The 18,454-nt window shown below is 63.6% G+C and carries 20 protein-coding genes; 9 read left to right on the plus strand and 11 right to left on the minus strand.

The window, feature by feature from the left end; genetic code table 11:
* Positions 1 to 381: 381 nt before the first annotated feature.
* The 3 genes from ABIB26_RS21585 to ABIB26_RS21595 form a co-directional block, all read right to left on the minus strand.
* Positions 382 to 885, minus strand: a complete 504-nt coding sequence (locus tag ABIB26_RS21585) for an RNA polymerase sigma factor (protein ID WP_354248014.1) — start codon at positions 883 to 885, stop codon at positions 382 to 384.
* A 428-nt stretch (positions 886 to 1,313) separates the two neighbouring features.
* Positions 1,314 to 2,399, minus strand: a complete 1,086-nt coding sequence (locus ABIB26_RS21590; RefSeq protein ID WP_354248016.1) for a glycosyltransferase family 4 protein — start codon at positions 2,397 to 2,399, stop codon at positions 1,314 to 1,316.
* Positions 2,400 to 2,910: 511 nt separating this feature from the next.
* On the minus strand, positions 2,911 to 3,279 hold the full coding sequence (locus tag ABIB26_RS21595; RefSeq protein ID WP_354248018.1) for a hypothetical protein: 369 nt from the start codon (positions 3,277 to 3,279) through the stop codon (positions 2,911 to 2,913).
* A gap of 610 nt (positions 3,280 to 3,889) precedes the next feature.
* On the opposite strand from ABIB26_RS21595, the gene ABIB26_RS21600 reads away from it, so the two are divergent.
* Entirely contained in the window at positions 3,890 to 4,174 is a 285-nt protein-coding gene (locus ABIB26_RS21600) for a hypothetical protein (RefSeq protein ID WP_354248021.1), read from the plus strand.
* A 66-nt stretch (positions 4,175 to 4,240) separates the two neighbouring features.
* On the opposite strand, the gene ABIB26_RS21605 is transcribed toward ABIB26_RS21600, so the two are convergent.
* From ABIB26_RS21605 to ABIB26_RS21625, 5 genes are all read right to left on the minus strand, one after another.
* Positions 4,241 to 4,765 (minus strand): sulfocyanin-like copper-binding protein, encoded by a 525-nt coding sequence (locus tag ABIB26_RS21605; protein ID WP_354248022.1) that lies wholly within the window; start codon positions 4,763 to 4,765, stop codon positions 4,241 to 4,243.
* Between the two features lie 44 nt (positions 4,766 to 4,809).
* Entirely contained in the window at positions 4,810 to 5,067 is a 258-nt protein-coding gene (locus tag ABIB26_RS21610; RefSeq protein ID WP_354248025.1) for an SHOCT domain-containing protein, read from the minus strand.
* A gap of 164 nt (positions 5,068 to 5,231) precedes the next feature.
* Positions 5,232 to 5,453 (minus strand): hypothetical protein, encoded by a 222-nt coding sequence (locus ABIB26_RS21615; protein ID WP_354248027.1) that lies wholly within the window; start codon positions 5,451 to 5,453, stop codon positions 5,232 to 5,234.
* Between the two features lie 142 nt (positions 5,454 to 5,595).
* Positions 5,596 to 6,474: a F510_1955 family glycosylhydrolase gene (locus tag ABIB26_RS21620; RefSeq protein ID WP_354248030.1), complete on the minus strand. Its 879-nt coding sequence runs from the start codon at positions 6,472 to 6,474 to the stop codon at positions 5,596 to 5,598.
* 79 nt (positions 6,475 to 6,553) lie between these two features.
* Entirely contained in the window at positions 6,554 to 7,165 is a 612-nt protein-coding gene (locus tag ABIB26_RS21625) for a DUF305 domain-containing protein (RefSeq protein ID WP_354248032.1), read from the minus strand.
* Positions 7,166 to 7,643: 478 nt separating this feature from the next.
* Between ABIB26_RS21625 and ABIB26_RS21630 the strand changes: the two genes are divergently transcribed.
* Together ABIB26_RS21630 and ABIB26_RS21635 are read left to right on the plus strand one after the other, a co-directional pair.
* Positions 7,644 to 8,399 carry a MerR family transcriptional regulator gene (locus ABIB26_RS21630; RefSeq protein ID WP_354248056.1) on the plus strand — a complete coding sequence of 252 codons (756 nt, stop codon included), beginning with the start codon at positions 7,644 to 7,646 and terminating at the stop codon, positions 8,397 to 8,399.
* Between the two features lie 210 nt (positions 8,400 to 8,609).
* Complete coding sequence (locus tag ABIB26_RS21635; protein WP_354248035.1) at positions 8,610 to 8,978, plus strand: VOC family protein; 369 nt, start codon at positions 8,610 to 8,612, stop codon at positions 8,976 to 8,978.
* Between the two features lie 428 nt (positions 8,979 to 9,406).
* Here ABIB26_RS21635 and ABIB26_RS21640 read toward each other — a convergent pair whose 3' ends face one another.
* Positions 9,407 to 10,279: an aldo/keto reductase family oxidoreductase gene (locus tag ABIB26_RS21640; RefSeq protein WP_354248037.1), complete on the minus strand. Its 873-nt coding sequence runs from the start codon at positions 10,277 to 10,279 to the stop codon at positions 9,407 to 9,409.
* A 130-nt stretch (positions 10,280 to 10,409) separates the two neighbouring features.
* Here ABIB26_RS21640 and ABIB26_RS21645 point away from each other — a divergent pair, with 130 nt between their 5' ends.
* A complete protein-coding gene (locus ABIB26_RS21645; protein ID WP_354248039.1) occupies positions 10,410 to 10,835 on the plus strand; it encodes a winged helix-turn-helix transcriptional regulator in 426 nt (141 codons plus the stop codon).
* Positions 10,836 to 11,200: 365 nt separating this feature from the next.
* On the opposite strand, the gene ABIB26_RS21650 is transcribed toward ABIB26_RS21645, so the two are convergent.
* Positions 11,201 to 11,677, minus strand: a complete 477-nt coding sequence (locus tag ABIB26_RS21650; protein ID WP_354248041.1) for a MarR family winged helix-turn-helix transcriptional regulator — start codon at positions 11,675 to 11,677, stop codon at positions 11,201 to 11,203.
* A 148-nt stretch (positions 11,678 to 11,825) separates the two neighbouring features.
* Here ABIB26_RS21650 and ABIB26_RS21655 point away from each other — a divergent pair, with 148 nt between their 5' ends.
* Positions 11,826 to 12,761, plus strand: a complete 936-nt coding sequence (locus ABIB26_RS21655) for an NADP-dependent oxidoreductase (protein WP_354248043.1) — start codon at positions 11,826 to 11,828, stop codon at positions 12,759 to 12,761.
* A gap of 419 nt (positions 12,762 to 13,180) precedes the next feature.
* Here the strand turns inward: ABIB26_RS21655 and ABIB26_RS21660 are convergent, their stop codons facing one another.
* Entirely contained in the window at positions 13,181 to 13,435 is a 255-nt protein-coding gene (locus ABIB26_RS21660; protein ID WP_354248045.1) for a hypothetical protein, read from the minus strand.
* A 354-nt stretch (positions 13,436 to 13,789) separates the two neighbouring features.
* Here ABIB26_RS21660 and ABIB26_RS21665 point away from each other — a divergent pair, with 354 nt between their 5' ends.
* From ABIB26_RS21665 to ABIB26_RS21680, 4 genes are all read left to right on the plus strand, one after another.
* A complete protein-coding gene (locus ABIB26_RS21665; protein WP_354248046.1) occupies positions 13,790 to 14,515 on the plus strand; it encodes a hypothetical protein in 726 nt (241 codons plus the stop codon).
* A gap of 245 nt (positions 14,516 to 14,760) precedes the next feature.
* The gene (locus ABIB26_RS21670; protein ID WP_354248048.1) at positions 14,761 to 15,288 is read left to right on the plus strand and encodes a PadR family transcriptional regulator; all 528 of its coding nucleotides are present in this window, start codon (positions 14,761 to 14,763) and stop codon (positions 15,286 to 15,288) included.
* A complete protein-coding gene (locus ABIB26_RS21675) occupies positions 15,285 to 15,998 on the plus strand; it encodes an ABC transporter ATP-binding protein (protein WP_354248050.1) in 714 nt (237 codons plus the stop codon). Before ABIB26_RS21670 ends, ABIB26_RS21675 begins: the two co-directional genes overlap by 4 nt.
* A complete protein-coding gene (locus ABIB26_RS21680; protein WP_354248052.1) occupies positions 15,995 to 18,220 on the plus strand; it encodes an FtsX-like permease family protein in 2,226 nt (741 codons plus the stop codon). Before ABIB26_RS21675 ends, ABIB26_RS21680 begins: the two co-directional genes overlap by 4 nt.
* The last annotated feature ends 234 nt before the right edge of the window (positions 18,221 to 18,454 follow it).

Raw genomic sequence — 18,454 nt, forward strand, 5'->3', positions numbered from 1 at the left:
CGGTGATGTCCCCGCGCAGTCGGCATTTGTCGATCGTGGCTCCGTCGACAGTGTCGCCGACGTCACGGATCAGTGCGATGACCGATCCCTCGGTCTCGGACAGGTCGTCCCCGGGGTGCTCCGCGGTGATCGGGATGCTCCGCCCTGAGCGGGTTTCCCGGCCCAGATTGTTCAGGATCTCCCGCAGCCAGGGCTGTTCAGGTGTGCCTGCCATCCTGAGGTCGTGGTCCAGGAGTTCGCCGGTCAGCCGGTTCAGTTGCTTCAGGGCGGCCTGGCATTCGGGGCAGGAGCTAATATGGACCGCGTCCGCGGACTGGCCCGTTTTGAGGTAGCCGGTGAGTTCTTCGAGGCTGCGTCCGCAGCCCTGGCCGCCGGGGGCGCTCATTGCCAGTTCTCCATTCTCCTGAGCAGGGTGGCTCTGGCCCGGGCCAGTTTGCCACGGACACTGACGGGACTGATGTTCAGTTCGTGGGCGATGTCCTCGTAGGACAGGCCGCCGATCTCCTTCAGCGCCCAGCACTTCCGCTGGTCTTCGGGCAGGAGGCCCAGGGCCAGGGACAGCGCGGACATGCCGGCGTTCAGCACGGCTGCCTCCTCGGGTCCGGTCGCGGGATCAAATGTCTCCATCTGTGCTGAGCTGAACGGGTAGTGTTTTCTGCGCCGGAGGCAGTCGATGCCGCGGCTGCCGGTGATCCGCATCAGCCAGGCCCGGACGGCGCCCTTGTCCCGGAGCGTGTCCATCTGCTGCCAGGCCTGGAGCAGCGATTCCTGGACCACGTCGTCGGCGTCGGCGGTGGATCCGGTGAGCCGGGCGCCAGTGCGAACCGGTCTTCCGCTCAACTCCGACGATCCGGCAGGCTTCAGAATGTTGAATCCTTGCTTCATGAGCCGAATATAGGGCGCCCGCCCGGCCGTCTTGCCTGGCGGACCGGGCTTCAACTGTCGCTTCTTTTCTACAGCCAATGCAACTCCGAAATGCTCATGTGTTGCGACGATCGTTGGAATCCGCCGAGCGTCCGGCTCAATTCCGGGTTTCCGGCCCCGAGGACGTCCCTCATTTTCGCTGAATACGGCGCTGGCTCCTCCGGCGTCGGCAGGAGGAGCCAGGCAGTATCTCCGCATCCAAGGAGATACTTTGAATATAGAACGAACATCCCGTGATTCCCAGGGAGCCGTCCGGTAATCGTTTGTCAGCCGTGGGCGAGGACGGTGTCCATGAGCTCTGTGAGCTCGGGTGCTGCGTGTCCCGGCTGACAAGGGATGCAGGTGGCTTCCCTGTCTGTGTGGAAAGAGCCGGTGACCGCTGCCGCGCATCAGTGCTGTCGGATAAGGGAGCGTTCCTCATCCGGCAGTGCCAGGGTTTCTGTCAGGGACGCAACGGGCCGGCCGGCGAGGGCTTCTTGGTAGAGCCGAATGTGATCGGAGACCATGCGTCGGGCGCTGAAGCGTGTTTCTGCCACGCGCCGGCATCGGCGCCGGTCCAGCGTTTCCGCCTGCCTGAGGGCCGCGGCGAGGTGACGGATTCCGCCGCGCAGGAAGCCGGTTGCCCCGTCGTCGACGATTTCCGGGGCGGAACCGCGGGGTGTGGCGATCACGGGGGTGCCGGCGGCCAGGGACTCGATCATGACCATGCCGAAGGGTTCGGGCCACTGAATGGGATTCAGCAGGGCCACGGCGCCTCCGAGCAGCGTGTATTTCTCCGCCGTGTTCAGTTCGCCAAGATACTCCACATCGGATCCGAGCAACGGCACAATGACGGCACGGAAATACTCGTGTTCGTCCCGGCTCTGCATTTTCGCTCCGATCCGCAGCGGCATCCGGGCAAGGCGTGCGGCCCCGATGGCCTGGAGCATCCCCTTGTCGGGGTGCATCCGGCCCAGAAAGCACGCGTAGCCCCCATCGCCGCGCCCCAGCGGAACCGTGGCGGTGTCAATGCCGTGGTGGATGACCCGGCTGATCCTCAGATCAGGGGCGGAGCGTGCCTGGTGGTGTGAGATGGCAATGAGCGAGGCCTCGGCCGTCATCGCCCGGTAAATCGGACGGGCCCCTCCGGTTAAGGGTCCGTGCGCGGTGGTGACGAGGGGTGTTTTTTCCGGCCGGTGCCGGTACAGGGGCCCGGCCAGGGTGTGGTCGTGGACCAGATCGACGGCGGCCATCGCCTCGTAGGCGAACACGCTGTGCGCTAGCTCATCGGCGCACATCCCCATTCTGGACAGGTCCCCGGCGGGGGCACCGGGGACCTGTTCCACCGGACAGGTGCTGCCGGCCGCCGCGGCCAGCAGGACCTCGTGTCCCGCGGCCGCCAGCCCACGGGCCAGCACGTCGATGACGGACTCGATACCGCCGTACGCCGGGGGCGGAACCTGGATCCATGGCGGAGCGATCAGGCCGATGCGCATCCCGGCCCTCCTGCCGGCCGGGAGCCGGCGGCCGCTGCCGTGCCCGTGATCATGAGCTCAGGCGAGGGACATTGCCCCGATGGGTTGGTCATGCCTCAATGTAGAGCCGCCCACGCCGGCGCACAACCACAGCCCTGCCCCTGCATCATTGCACGGAAGGCTTTGGCTGCGGGGAGCAGATTCTAAATCCGCTGGATTGTCTGATTCCTACAACGGCCGGACCTGGTCCACATCCTAGGAACTGGAACGCTATGGCCTGGTCCTTCGAAAGGTGGCAACCCGCCGCCGGATTTCGTTCCACAACTATTCTCCTTAAGACGTCCCGCCGTAAGCGTGCAGAACAGACATCGGTACAGCTTCCCGTGACGGTTCGTTGACAGCACCCAGGCCAAAGCCGCCACCCTCACCTACGACTACTGGGGCAACACCAACCCAGGCCTCCCTATCGGCCGAAGCGTTGGCAAGATGCATCACTGATTGCAGGCACAGTCTTGGCCTGCGGCACAAAGGGTCAGTAAAGGTAGACGTCGATGATCAGGGCCGCCAGTGCCGTTGCGGCAGCTGTTCCCGCAATACTGCGGGGCGCATCGTGCCTGCATGGTCCGACCATCAGGGCTACAGCAGTTCCCGTGAGGGTGAATACGGCTGTTCCAGTGTCCTGCCAGCTGACCGGAAACGGCGCGAACGGCAGGTCGTGGGAAAACAGGCCGATTGCTCCTGTCCAGTTCAGGATCGAATTCCAGATCATGGGCATAAGGAGCGCGGAACCGGCTGCAGTGACCATGACACTGACCCGGCGTTCCCGGCGCACCAGCACCAGGAGCGCCACGGCGGCAAAAGCGGATAACAATGCACCCAGGAACATCTTTGACAGACTCATCTAAGGCCTGACCCCGGCACACGCAAAGCTGCAACCATGCGTTCAGTGTAGGGCCAGAGCGCGGGCCGCACCCTGCCGCAGCCCGAGGGGAGAGCCGGCCAGCCCGGCCAGGAGTGAGTAGGGCCGGGGTAGACACGGCAAATTTCCCCGTCGACCGAACGGAGTATTTACGTGATGGTGCCGAGGGTTGCACGCACGACGTTCACGATCCTCGCGACGCAACTCTAGCCCGTGCCGCAGCTTCGGACTTACTAACCCTGCCTGCAGGCACTGGCGGATTTATCCGCGACAGCTATGTGCAAGGCCGGAGCCCCGTCTTCCACTGTGCCGTGCCGGTTAGCCTTTCGATCGTTCAGCTTTCAATCAGTCGGACGTAAAAGGCAGCGACCCGGGGCCCTCTTATTCAGGCCGACGGGCCGGCCTGCGTGCAGCAGCTGCGTTGGCGTCACGGAGGGTCCGTCCGGACGTCCATCGTTCAGCGCTCCCGCTAAGCGCCTGGCGCGCGCCGGAGATCCCTCCTGGATGACCTCCACATCCATTGCCTCAATCCCCATCTCGGTTCACGCACGCGATGCGCTGAGCTCGCGTGATCTACGGAAAGTCCTTTGTTATGACCAAAACGCAGTCCCTCGTTGTCGCCACCGATGGCTTCCATTCCATCTCCGAAGCGATGATGTCCCTCCAGAGAATGCTCGATGACTCACTCGCCGACACCTTGAGCCTGCTGGAAGAGGAAGGCAGCAGACTCTGGTCTATTGAGTCGGGTACGCACGCCGTGACTGCCGTTCCGGCGGGCCTACCAGGTGCGTCTGGCCAGCCCGTCCGCCCAGTGACGGTCCAATACGTCGCCTCCGCGGTCGTGTTGATTACGTACCAGGAAGACGGGAATGCCTGAGGATACGCCCTGATGCGACTTCTCACCGGACTTCGGGAGAACCATCGTGCCGAGGTCTTCGTGGTGCTAACTGACCGTGAGCTGGGTGTACATCCCGGCCGCGTAGTGGCCGGGAAGGTTGCAGACCAGTTCATAGGGACCTGGCGGCGGCGTGAGGGTTATCCACCCTGACGCGCCGGGCAGGATTCCTTGCCCGGTGCCTTCCGCGCAGGTGTTGGACACTTCCCCGAGGCTGCCGGCCTCATCGATTTTGGCGTCCCCGCCGATCTGGCAGGTGCCGGGGATCTGGTTCTCGGGAAGGGGAAGGATGACGAGTTCATGGCTGATGGTGCCAATGTTGGTGACCAGGAAGGACACCGTGCCGTGGGCCACCGCGCTTCGATCTGTCGTCATCCGCATGGCACCGCCCATCATGCCGTTGGGCCGGCGCATCATGGGACCGCCCATGTTGGTCAGTGAAACGCCGACGACCGGCCCGGGAAGATCCGGAGCCGTGCACCGGGTCCGGGACAGAAGACCGGTGCCCCCCGGATTCACAACACTGCCCACGACACCGACCGCCACGAGGGACAGGGCGGTCAAAAGAATCATTGAGGCGATCCCGAGGATGACCTGCCCGCGGCGACTCAACGAGTTCAATCCTGGCGCCTGAGCGCCGTGCGCCGTGCAGTGAACTCCTGCTCGTCGATTTCTCCGCGGGCGAAGCGCTCATTGAGAATACGCTCGGCGTCGTGGTGCGGCGGCCGCGGTGCGGCCGGTCCCTCACCCGGATGGGGACGCCGGAGCAGGAGCACCACGACGGTGACCACCCCGCCCCAAAAAATCAGCATCAACAGGGCCATGGCCACCCACGCGCCGATACCCCAGCCGTTCCCGTCCCAGCCATACATCATGATCAGACATCCTCCTGTGAAACTATGTCCGGGCCGCCTCCCGGAACAGTGCCCAACGACCCGGCGGACATTCAGTCACAGCCGGAGTCCGGGCATGACGGTCCTCGTGCTGGGCCGCAGGATCGCCGGACTTCGTCTCAGGACTCGGACCGGAGCCACACAGGCTAGCGAAGGATCAATCCGGCGAGCACGGTGACTAGACCCGGAAGAAAGAGCAGAAGGCGGAGGAACGCACCGACGTAGTCGGCGACTTTGACCTGGACAGGCTCCGCCGGCCTCGGAAGGCCGTAGAGAGCGGTGCCGAGCCACAGCTGGTACCGGAGGACCTCGTCGCGGAAGATGGACCACACGAGGGCGAGGACCATCATGGCAAGCCCGAGCTCCACGGTGATGCCGCTGCGGGCGGAGGATGATGTGCCGATCCCGTATGAGGCGGCAACATCCAGGCCGGCCGCGGCCAGCAGGATTCAGCCAGTCAGTATCCAGCGGCGCACCGTACTTCTGGTCTCCGGACGGGGCATCGCGGGGTCAGGAGGCGTTGGCGGGACGGAACGTCATTCCGCCGTCGGTGGAGACGAGGAGCCCGCTGGCAGTGGCGGCCCAGATCGCCAGCTTTGCATCCGGGCGCTTCACTGCCGCCACAGCCTGGACCGTGTCCTGGATTTTGCCCTTTTGGGTCCAGGTCGCGCCGGCGTCCGCGGAGTAGTGGACTGTCCCGTCCGGTTCGACTCCAACCGCTTCGGCGGGGCTGGCGAAGGCGGCGAACTGGACCACGGGTCCGGAGTCCGCCCCGGTCCAGGTTTGACCGCCGTCCGTTGAGCGGCGGATCCCTTGTGGGGTGGTGGCCAGGACGTTGTCGCTGGTGGGGTTTCCGGCGAGGACGGCCGGGACGAAATCCGCGGCCACCGTGTTCCAGGTCTTCCCGTCCGGGCTGGTGCGCAGTGCGCCGTCGTAGCCGACGATTCCGGATTTGGTCGCGGTGAGCGCGTGGAAGTCGGATTCACCCTGGCGGGAGAGCTGTTCCCACGTTTTACCGGCGTCGGTGGATCTGATCAGCCCGATCGGATTGGGAAGGCCGGAGCCTTCCCCTGGGTGTCCGGATGCGTAGAGGACGCCGTGGTCCGTGCCGCCGGTGAATCCCATCAGGTCGTTGGTGGCGCCGATTTTGGTGGCTGGTTTTTTCGTGACGTCGAACAGGCCATCGTGCGTGGCCAGGAGCACCTGGCCGGTTTCGCTGCTGACGCTCAGACCGTGAATGTGCGCGTCAGGCAGGCCGCTGCCGGTGCCGGCCGGTGAGGGGCCTGCCGTGCCGGAGGAGGGACTGCATGCCGAGAGGGCGAGGATGAGGGCGGCGCCGGCTGCCAGGACGGCTGCGGCGCGGCGCCGGGGAAGGGAGGGACGGGGCATGGGGACTCCAGGGATTCAGGCGGGGCATGGCAAGGGCGATGGCGCCGGCCCGTGACGGGCCGGCGCCGGAGGACACCGGTCAGAGGGTGGCCAGCAGGTCCTGCATTTCCTTGATTTCGGCTGTCTGGGAGGTCACGATGGCCTTGCTCAGCTGGATGGCGTCGGGGTTCTTGCCTTGGCTGATTTCAGTCGTGGCCATCGCCACGGCGCCCTGGTGGTGGGCGATCATCCGGGTCAGGAAGAGCTTGGCCGCTTCGGCGCCCTGGGCGGCGCCGAGCTTCTTCAGGTGGTCATCGCCCATCATCCCCTCGCCCATGCCATGGCCGGACGCCATCTGCGTCGGTTCGTTCCAGGTCGTGAGCCAGCCCGTCATCTGCTCGATTTCGGGTGCCTGCGCGGCCTTGATCTTGGTTGCGAGAGCGGTGATCCGGGCATCCATGCCCTGCTTCTTGAGCATCATGTCGCTCATTTCCACGGCCTGGGCGTGGTGCGGGATCATCCCTTGGGTGAACATGGTGTCCGCCGCGTTGTGGTCCGAGGCGGCCGGGGCTGAGTTCGAGGACATCCCCATCCCGGTTTGGCCCATGCCCGGAATGGAGCTGGCGGGTGTGCTGCCGGAGGTCCCGGCGCAGCCCGCGAGGGCTATGGCGGAGGCAATTCCAAGGGCAGTAATGGTCAGAGTTTTCTTCATGGGGCGTTCTGGACCGTATCGTCACGACGGACCGAGGGAAAGTCGGACACTACACGATCATGCCCCGATAACGCCCATCGATCCCCTTCCGGACTGCACCATGCGTCAAATAGCGCTGTGAAAACGCCGCCATTTACCGCCGAAAGTCACACCGGCCGCGGAAACACGGCGATCATGATCTTGAAATTCTGGGTGGCGCTTGCGCCGGTGGGGGACCGGCTTACGGGCGGGCTGTGCAGACGGCTTTTGGACATTCCGTGCAGTCTACTTCGGAAGCTGACATGAACTAGGGAAAAATATAGACCCACCAAACGGCGCCATTGCCAGGCCAGTGCGACGTCTCGAATCCCGAAGGATGCGAAACGGCCGGGTTGCGACTGATTCGAGCGACACTTGACTCTGACACTGTGGAAGGCGAGAGAACTAAGACATGTTATCCATCGGAGCTTTCGCGCAGATCGGGCAGGTGACCCATCGCATGCTTCGGCATTGGGATGCCGCAGGTCTGCTCGTGCCAATTCACGTGGACGAGTTCAGCGGCTACCGATCCTATGATCCTTCTCAACTTGAGCGTCTGCATCGCATCGTTGCACTGCGCCAGCTCGGTTTCGGTCTTAACGACATCTCGTCGATTCTTGACCATGGCGTCGAGGCTGATCGCATCGCAGCTCTGTTGCGTATTCGCCGCGCAGAGGTTGAGCAGGAACACCAGATCGCTTCTGGCCGACTCGTTGACGTGCAACGGCGGCTCCATCTCATCGAGAAAGAGAACCACATGTCCCAGATCGAGATCATCGAGAAGCCCCTGCCCGCTGCCCGCCTCGCAGCCCGCCGCGCGGTCGTAGCAGACCAACCTGAGGTCGCAAGTGTCGTGGGTCCCTCCTTTGACGCTGTTGCCGAGATCATCGGCGATAAGTGTGGGACTCTGGCGACGCCGGTCGCGCAGTACGAGACCGTTGAAGATGGCCTGCAGATCATTGCCGGCTACGCCTACACGGGACCCGCACGCGACGGCTTCGAGATCATCGAACTGCCCGCTGTAGAAACTGCCGTCTGCGGCGTCCATCTCGGCTCCATGGACCACATTGCCGAAAGCTGGCAGGCTCTCCACGCTGAGATATTCGCCCGAGGGCTTGTCCACTCAGGGCCGTGCCGGGAACTGTATGTCCGAGCGACTTCAGAGGATCAGTCCGACTGGGTGACCGAGTTGCAGCAGCCTGTTCGTCGCGGCTGAAGCATCCCAAGGTTCTTCCCGTTGCTCGAATCGGAGATCGTGGTATCAGCCGCAGGACTCCACGAATGGCCTCAAACTGTAGGCCAGATTTCCCCTCTCACACATCTAGGCAGGGGGTAGGGCGCCCGGTGGAGGGTGGTTCAGCGGACGCCCTGGTGACCGCAGGGATTCTTCACCGGGCAGGGGGTCCGGCTCAGTAGAGTGGAACGCATGAGTCTTGAATGGGAACAAGTAATTGTCGATTCGGCACGACCGGCTGAGCTTGGACTTTGGTGGGCCAAAGCTTTGGGTTGGGTCGTGACTTTGGAAGCTGACGATGAGTTCGAAATTCGTTCTGCACCGGACCGGTTGCCAGGGTTGGTCTTCGTGCCGGTGGCAGATTCGAAGGTAACAAAGAATCGTCTTCACCTCGATTTTCGGCCGGACGATCCAGCGGCCGAGGTCGAGCGGATGGTCGCTCTGGGTGCCCGCAGGGTCGATGTTGGTCAAGGCGAGCAGCCGTGGACTGTACTTGAGGATCCAGAAGGCAACGAGTTCTGCGTTCTGGGAGCCCGAAAGAAGGCCAGTACCGACAGTTAAAAGTTCGGACAGACCACGGGAGCGCCTGTCAACGGATCCCCTTGCGGGCTGCACCCTGCGCCAAATAGCTCTGTGAAAACACCGCCATTTATCGCTGAAAGTCACACGCCCCCGGAACCATGCGGATCGTCTGCGGTGTTCCATTCACGCTTGGACGTCCCGGTGGACGACCGTCTTACGGACCGAAGTTGAACAGGATTGTATCCACGGCCGGATGGTGTGGCGCGACTGCGCGAACCGCTTACGGAGAGTGACAACCCGCGCTGTTTTGTTTGCTGGACTCGCGATTCCTCCTGTTGAGTGTGATTCGTTACGGTGAGTGGTCCAGGTTTAGTCCCGCTTAGTGGCCCTGGCCGGCATCGGGCTAGCGACGCCGCGCCAGGGCCTGGCCATCGCTCGAACGCAGGTGCCGGACATGTGTCTGTCAATTAGCAGCCGATCTTGTCGAGTTCGACGAGGTCTTCGGCAGAGAGCGAGAGCGCTGCCCCAGCGGCGTTCTCGCGCAGGTGCGCGACCGACGAGGTACCGGGAATCAGCAAGATGTTAGGCGAGCGCTGCAACAGCCAGGCCAGGGCCAAGGACATCGGTGTCGCCTTCAACCGTGACGCCACTGCCGAGAGCGCCTCGGACTGCAGTGGGCTGAAGCCGCCGAGCGGGAAGAAGGGCACATAGGCGATACCCTCCCGCGCGAGCATGTCGATCAGTTCGTCGTCCTGGCGGAAGGCGAGGTTGTACATGTTTTGAACGCACACGATCGGCCCGATTGCTATGGCCTCCGCGACCTGTTCCGCCGTCGCGTTACTGACACCAAGGTGTCGGATCAGGCCCTCTTTTTGGAGTTCGACGAGCGCTTCGAACGACTCGGCGATCGAGCCGGCCACGGGTCCTTCGGCGTTGCCGAGCCGGAGATTGACCAGCTCGAGCGTTTCAAGGCCGAGTGATTCGAGGTTCTCCTGGACCTGGCGGCGCAGGTCATCGGGCTGTCGTGCTGTGGGCCAGCCACCCTGGGCGTCACGGTTCGCACCGACCTTGGTCACAATGTGCAGCGACTCAGGGTACGGGTGCAGCGCCTCACGGATGATGTCGTTTGTGATGCGCGGCCCGTAGGCGTCGCTCGTATCAATGTGCGTGATTCCGAGCTCGACGGCTTCACGGAGCACAGCGAGTGCTGCATCGCGGTCGGCCGGCGGACCCATGACCCAGGAGCCGGCGAGCTGCATGGCGCCGTAGCCGAAACGGGAGACGGTGAAGTCGCCGAGGTTCCAGGTGCCGCCGGGAAGCGAGGTGGTGAGTGTCGTCAAGAATCTGCCTTTCATACGGAACTGGGGGTGGTGCCTAACGGCTCCTTGCTCCAGTATGAGGAAGTAGCTTCCTATCGGGAAGTACGCACTTCCAGGTGCGTAAGTCACCCGCTGGTGAGAGGAACGTTCGATGGCAACCATGACGGCAGTGCAGAAGAAGGCCGAGAGTAAGGCGAAATACGATGCCTTTCTGGCTGTCTGCCCCAGTCAGAAGCTGCTCGACCGCATCTCCGATAAATGGGTGACCCTGATCCTGACCGCCCTCGGCAGCGGCCCTGACTGCGTCGGTGAGCCAGGAGCGATGCGCTACTCGGAGCTGTCCCGTACCCTGGCCGGCGTCAGTCCGAAGATGCTCACCCAGACGCTGCGGTCGCTTGAGCGCGACGGACTTCTCACCCGCACCGCGATACCGACCGTGCCCGTCACGGTCTCCTACGAACTGACCGACCTCGGTCTCTCTCTGCTCCAGATGATCCGCGGCCTCAAGTCCTGGGCGGAAACGCATATGGACGATGTGTTTGCCAACCGCGAGTCCCATGACAGTCGCGTCGCCTGAGGCGCAGTGGCAAATCCGGGCGCCAGCGCGGGTCAGCGCTACTGTCAAGGGCTGACTCTACGAATTCACGCGCGACGACTTGGGCCACTGGACGATCTTCGGTCTCGTGTCCGCTGATCGGGAGCATCTTGCATCAGTTCTCGCAGACACTCATCAGGTGAAGCTCTTCATCAAGTCGAGCCAGCTCAGCCGCGAGGTTGCATGACCGAAGCCCTTCGCCGCCTCTGGCCGATGAACGTTCCGCTTGCGGGCACCGCTCGTGGCCACTGGTCATTGGCATTGGTGTGAGTTGCAGAAGTGCATGGTCGAGTTCTCACATGGCGTATTGGCCGGTGGTGGGCGGTTGAACTGTCACGGGGCCAGCATCACTTGCGGTTGTCGAGTTGTTCGCGGACTGTCCCGGCTATGCGGGAGAGCGCAATTCCGAGGTTGCGTTGCTGCGCGATGCTCAGCGGGTCGAACACGAGCTCGCGCACGCGATTCACATGACCAGGGGCGCACGCTACGACTTTCTGCATTCCGGTTTCGGTCAGCGTGGCGAGTGTGTATCGCCCGTTGTCCGGATCAGGGCTACGGGTGACCCAGCCGCGTTGCTCGAAGCGGACCATAACCTTCGATAGCCGGGGCTGGCTGCTGTCGCATTGAGCGGCCAGGTCGCTGAGGCGAAGGGTGAGGTCTGGGGCCATGGAGAGGCGGGCGAGAACGCTGTATTCGTAGTTCGTCGTCTCGGCGTCGCGTTCCAGCTGCCGATCGAGCAGCGTCGGGAGCGCGATCACGACGGTGAGCAGGTCCTGCCACACCGCCTGCTGGTGTTCGTCGAGCCATCGGGGCGAATCGGTCATGACACGAAAGTCTACCCCTAGTTGAACCGGGTTGACTTGCCGAGGCAACTCAGGCAGAGTCTTTTCAGTTGCCCAGGCAAGTCCCGGCGCAACTTCCGGTCCTCATTACCGCAGGACCGCTAACGACAAACACCATGAGGAGAGTCCTGTGAAGGCAATTCGCTACCACCAGTTCGGCGGCACCGAGGTTCTACGCGCAGAGGAGGTGGAACTCCCCGTACCCGGCCCCGGCCAAGTGCTGGTGAAAGTAGCCGCGACTTCGTTCAACCCGGTGGACGACCACATTCGTCTGGGCGTACTCGCGGAAGCCATCCCGACCCCGCTGCCGATCACGCCAGGCCTGGACGTTGCCGGCACGATCGTCGAACTGGGTGAGGGCGTCACCGGGCTCCAGATCGATGACCAAGTCATCGGGATGTTCCCGTTGAACGAGCATGGCGGTGCCGCGGAGTACGCGATCATCGCAGCCGAGTTCCTCGCCACAGCACCGCGCACACTGCCGCTGGCGGATGCGGCTGCACTGCCGCTGACCGGGCTGGCGGCCCGGCAGGCCGCCATCGAGCTGGCCGATATCCAGGCCGGGCAGAGCGTGCTGGTCAACGGCGCCGGTGGCGCAGTGGGCAGCATCGTCGTGCAACTCGCCGCCGATGCCGGCGCGACGGTGACCGCCGTCGACGGGCCGCAGCATGCCGACCGTCTGCTCGAGCACGGCGCCTCCAAGGTCGTCGGCCCGCTGGATCTCGACGCGGGCCCATTGGCCGTGGGCGGGCCCTTCGACGTCGTGATTAACCACGTCCGCCTCGACCCGGAGGGTCTGGCGAAACTGACGGCCTACGTCGCTGACGGTGGTATTGCGGTCAGCTCCGCTGGAGCTGTGCCAGCCGATGACGAGCGCACCGTGCGGACAGCGAGTGTGTGGGTGACGCCAAACGGTTCCCATTTGGCCGACCTGGTGTCGCGCCTGGATCAGGGCCGGATCAAACTCAACATCGTCGACCGCCGGCCGCTGCAGGAACTGCGCGCCGTTCACGAAGACGCGGAAAATGGCAAGCTCCTCGGCAAGACCGTCCTGACGGTCAGCTAACGGGCTGAGGAGGATGAGCCTGCGGAACACGCAGGGTCATTCTCCGTTTCAGCCGGCTCCAGCGTTTCAATAGCCGACGGCGCAAGCGGAGCTCGTCCAGCCATCGAGCCGCGCGGGCTTGTGGTGCGTGGGCGAGCCGAGGATGACGGCCGATCGATCGTTGCCACGCTCACCGACGCGGGTTTCTCGCTGCCGACCAAAATAGCACCGCTGCACGTCGTCGATGTCTGGCGCCTCTTTTCGATCGGCTCACTGACGAACAGCCCCGCGCACTCGGCACGATCGCTGCACGCACGAACAGAAGCTACCTGAACTCAAGCAGCAACATGCAACAACGTCAGGGATGCTGCGTGAAGGGGGCCGAGCTGCCCGCAAGACGTTCCCCTTTTGGTACTCGCTAAGCACTCGTTGCGGTAGGCCTATCCGAACTGACGAATCAGGCCGGCAACACTCCCGACGATCGCTCCAAGCAGAAACCCTGCGCCCACCAGCATGTACCAGAACCCCATGGCTTTGAGCGTTGGAATATCGGCAAGAGTGAAACCTTCTGGGGCAATTCCTTTGCTTTCCCTGTAGAAGGTAGACCAAGCGCTTGCGGCGCCGTTGACATCGCGAAACACGCACCAACCGAAAAGGACTAAGAAAACGCCTGCCACGCCAATGCCGACGACCATCACCCAATCCAGGCGAGTCGTCACCCCGGTAAGAACGGTAAGGGCACACAAGGCAACGAACCACCGCTCATATGTCCTCGCTGGCTCAGGCAACTCCGAGAATAAGCGCCTGATAAGTCGGATGGTCCTAATGTTCCCTCGATTCAGGTCTCGCACATCTTGATTGCGAGAGTACAGCAACAGCGGCCCTCCACTTCGCCTCGTGGGTGTTAGGGCTCCTGACTGCATTCGGCAATTGACTGTCCCGCTCAGGGTTCCTCAATCGGAACCTATACGTCCAGGGGGTTCCCCGGGAACACTCTCCCCGCACTGGCGCGTGCCGGCAAATAAGTTCCATTCGAATACTCTGTGCGTATGACGTCTCTGGTGGCGCGGTATGGAGCCGGTGAGTGGTTTGAAGTCTGGGCTGAGATCCGGCACCTGCGGCCAGTTCCGCCCGAACGTCGTGCAGAAGTCGAAGATGTTGCGTCCACAACGATCCTCAGAGCAGGCAGGCAGATAGAGCGAATCGTTGAACAGCTCTTGGCGATGGGGTTTGAGCCGGAGAGCCACGATACCGGCCTTATGACGCCGCCGCCGCCCGATGTGGCCCTTCGCATTGCGACCGTGGAAGCCTCAGTGGGTCCGCTTCCTGAAGCGTTCAAGGCGAGCATGCAGCACATCGGGGAAGTCTCGCTGCTTGGAGACAGTCCGCCTCTTGGCGTCTATTACCATCAAACTCCTCCCTCTATGATGACCTCAATGCCGCCCGGCGCAGGGTTTCCGGACCCGCTGTGCCTGCCCGGAGTCGAACTACTGGAATGGGAATGGGAAAACGAACCGCAGGAGCTAACGACGGGCCTCTTTCCGTTCGCGCCGGATGAGCTGCATAAGGCAAACATCAGCGGGGGAACGCATGACCTTCGTCTGTCCGATGGCTGCGCCGACCCAGTTCTCCTCGGAGTTGCAGGACGGCCGGGCATCACCTTGACCGAATACTTGAGGGTGTCAGTAGCCTGGGGAGGATTTCCTGGGCACGCCTTCGACCCCGCTGGATACCCACGGGCCCTGGAAGGACTCATGTCACGCCCGCAGTTCTGACAAAACTCAAGAAGAGCTCGCTCCAGCTTGTGTGGTTTTCCCGATCTCGCCTGAGAAGTCATTCTTAAGACGCCGGGTCCAAGCGGCCCAATTTGCCCAGGAGCCCAGGCGTGTCCCTTGGTGTTCCGCTCGTCGTTCCCCAAAAGGGGCTGACGATCCCAATGGCATCACCGGAAAACGACACGATTTAGTCTCTTGAACCCCTGGACTGGATCTATCTATGTACTGAGTGTATAGATAGGGGTGTGAACAACACTCTTACCCTTCTGGGGTTACTGAGCCGCGAACCCAGCTATGGCTATGACCTAAAGCATTCCTATGACCGCTACTTCGGCGCCCAGAAGCCGCTTGCCTTCGGGCAGGTGTATTCCACGCTGGCGCGCATGATCCGCGACGAACTGATCAGGGCGCTGGGCGAGGAGACCGGCGGCGGCCCGGACCGCAAGAAGTACGAGATCACACCGGCAGGTAAGGATCGGGTCCGGCAGTGGCTCTTTACTCCCGATGTGCCCTCCGAGGCTCTGCAAAGCGAACTGTTCGCTAAGACCGTTGTCGCGCTGCTGCTCGACGACGATGCCGACAGGCTGCTCGATGTGCAGCGCGCGGAGCACATGGCCCGGATGCGTGAGCTGACGCGGATCAAGCGCGATGCCGATCTGCTGCAGGTGCTGATGTGCGACCACGGACTGTTCCACATCGAGGCTGACCTGCGCTGGATCGACCTGACCGGCGCCCGCCTGACCGAACTAAAGAAGGAGCTCCAGATCGCATGAAAACGATCGACACCACTTCCCCCATCCTCAGCGCCCGCGGGGTCCAGCACTCGTTCGGGCCGACCGAGGCGCTGCGCGGCATAGACCTTGACGTCCACCCCGGCGAAGTGCTCGCCGTCATGGGGCCGTCGGGATCAGGCAAGTCCACTCTGCTGCACTGCCTGGCCGGCATCCTTGCCCCGGGCCGCGGCACCGTTTCCTATGCGTCCCGCGCTAAGGCTCCTGTCAATATCAGTGGTTTGGGTGAAGCTGAACGGTCCAGTCTGCGGCTGACCGACTTCGGTTTCGTTTTCCAGTTCGGCCAGCTGCTGCCCGAACTCACGGCGCTCGATAACGTGAGCCTGCCCCTGCTCCTGGGCGGCACTAAACGCTCCGAGGCTTTGCACCGCTCGGCTGACCTGCTGGCGCGACTCGGGCTGGACGGATTCTCCGGCAAGCTGCCCGGGGAACTGTCCGGGGGCCAGGCCCAGCGCGTGGCCATTGCCCGTGCCCTGGTGACCTCTCCTGCGGTGTTGTTCGCCGACGAGCCCACCGGATCCCTGGATTCCCTGGCGGCTGAGAACGTCCTGACGCTGATGCTTGACCTTGTCCGGGAAGCGGGTACCACGGTAGTGATGATCACCCACGACGCACGCACCGCCGCTTACGCCGACCGGGAAGTAGTCGTGCGCGACGGGCGCCTCTCGGCCGGCCACAGGGTCGCGGCATGAACCCGACTGTCCTGAAAATCGCGCTGCTGGGCAGCAGATCCTCCTGGGGCCGGATGGCCGGCATCGGCGGTGGGGTAGCGATCGGTGTGTGCCTGGTGCTTCTGCTGTGGAGCGCAGCCAACGGGCTGGCCCAGCGCGATGCGCGAGGCGCGTGGCTCAGGGAGATGGGGCAACCCTCGGCCACCGTTTCACCGGAAGCTGCCGGCCGGCCCGGGAACCAACCTCTGAAGCCCATACCCCTGACACCGGAAAGGATTCTGCTGGGATTCCCGGTGGATGTCTTCCGCGACCAGCCCATCAGCCACCGCGAGATCGCAGCGCTTCCCACAACCACAGTGAAGATTCCCGGCATCGCGTCCCCGCCGGCCCCGGGACAGTACTACGCCTCGCCCGCCCTGCAGCGACTTATCGAATCGACCCCGGCCGAAGAGCTCGGGGAGCGGTATGGACAGTTCGTGGGCATGATCGATGACACGGCCCTCCCCGGGCCCGACGCTTTGGTGGTCATCACCGGCGTCACGGAGGCCCAGCTCCGCCAGGGCCCGGCAGCAATGCTCGTCACCGAGTTCACCACCAATCCCTACGGCGAGAGCGCCAGTTTGTACCGGACGGCTCTGTTAGTGGGCGGAATCGCGGTACTTTTCCCGGTGCTGCTCTTGGTCAGCATTGCGACCGGGCTGGGCGCGGCCCAGCGCCGGGAACGCTTTGCCACCCTTCGCCTGATTGGTGCTTCGCCCCGGCTGGTCGCCGGAATGGCGGCCGTCGAGACAGCCGTCCCCAGCTCGGCCGGGGCCCTCCTGGGCGTCATCCTGGCTGGCGTCTTCAGGCCGGCCGCAGCGGAGATACCCGTCAACGGCTTGAGGATGTTCCTCGCAGATTTCACGTTCGGCGCGGGATTCGCTGCCGCCGTCGTCGTCCTCGTGGTGCTGGCCGCCGCGCTGGTGGGAGCAGGCCGTACCGCCAGGAGCGGAATCGGCCCGTTGGGAGTCACCCGGGCCATGCACGAGAAAACCCCCACTGTATGGCGTGCCGTGCCGTTGCTGGCCGGACTGACGTGCATGGCCACCGGAACCGTACTGACCAAGATCGATACCGATGGGAATCCGTGGACTTCTCCGCTACTGATCGGCGGATTCGCAGTGACCGCAGTTGGCATCGTGACCATCGGCCCGTGGCTGACCAAGGCGGTCAGCAACGTCGGGTTACAGCGGGCACGTACAGCTTCAACGGTCATCGCCGCCAGCCGGATCCGCCGGACCCCCGTGGCAGTTTTCCGTTCCGTGTCCGGGCTGGTCATTGCCGTGTTCATGGTCTCCGTTTTCGCCGGAGGCATCAGCGCCATCGGGACGGTCGAGACACCCCAGGCCCGGGCCGGGCTGCTGCTGCCCACCAGCGTCTACGCTCTAGTAGCACCCGGTTACACACAGGGCCAGGTCTCCGCCGTGGCCCGGAGCACCAAAGAACTTACAGGAATCCAAGACGCCACCATCGGCTACACCCAAACGGCCCTGGGCCGGGGCGACACCATGGACATTTATGTTGCAGCCGCCGATGCCCTATCCCTCGGGTTCCCGGAAACCCGGGCGGAGAAAATCGTGGCCTTCGACGCGTCGTTCATAGAGCCCTGGACCACCAAGCCGGTCCCTCTTACGGCCGCACCCGTTGACACTTTGGCCGGCCTGGTACCGGTTCTGATGGTGGTCAGTACCGACGGGACGCCCGAGGCCATTGACCGGGCGCGCACGTCCTTGAACACGTCGGGCGTGACTGGCATGCCTGCCGCCTCACGGGCGGACACTGCAACGATGAGCAACACCCGACTTATCCAGGGATTGGCGGCACTTGCCTACATTGGAGTCTTCGTGGCCGTCGTCATCGCGGGAATCTCCCTCGCCGTGTCCACCGCCGCAGCGATCCTGGACCGCAAACGCGTGCTGGGCCTGATGCGGCTGATGGGCATGCCCGTGTCCGTCCTGCGCAAGGTCATTGTTCAGGAGGCCGCGGTGCCCCTCCTGGCCGTTTTGCTGCTATCGGTCGGGCTCGGGTTCTTCGTCGCATGGCTCATGATCACCTCATTCGGCGGCGGCAGGACCATTACCTGGCCCAGCACCGAGTACTACGCCGCGCTGTCCCTCAGTCTCCTGCTCGCCCTGGCCGCTGTGACTGCCACCTTCGGACTCATCCGCCCCAACACCGCACTCGCCTCCACCCGGTTCGAGTGAAGCATCGAGGGTCGGCCCGGCGCTCTTTGAATAAGGATAGATACGCCGTCAGTGATCACCCGTTTCAAGCAACTGGACTCCGGCAGCGAGGTGTCCCGCTGATCCTTCGGCTTACGGGCAGAGCTGCCTGCTGGTGCTACAGCGTGGCGCCACGTCATTGAAAGGGATCACTTTGTGGTGCTGCTCGCGGAGGCGGAGCTAGTGTGCGGATAGGCCGGTTTTCTCGCGTGGGTC

This window comes from Arthrobacter sp. UYEF20, assembly GCF_040546335.1.
Classification (GTDB): Bacteria; Actinomycetota; Actinomycetes; order Actinomycetales; family Micrococcaceae; genus Arthrobacter.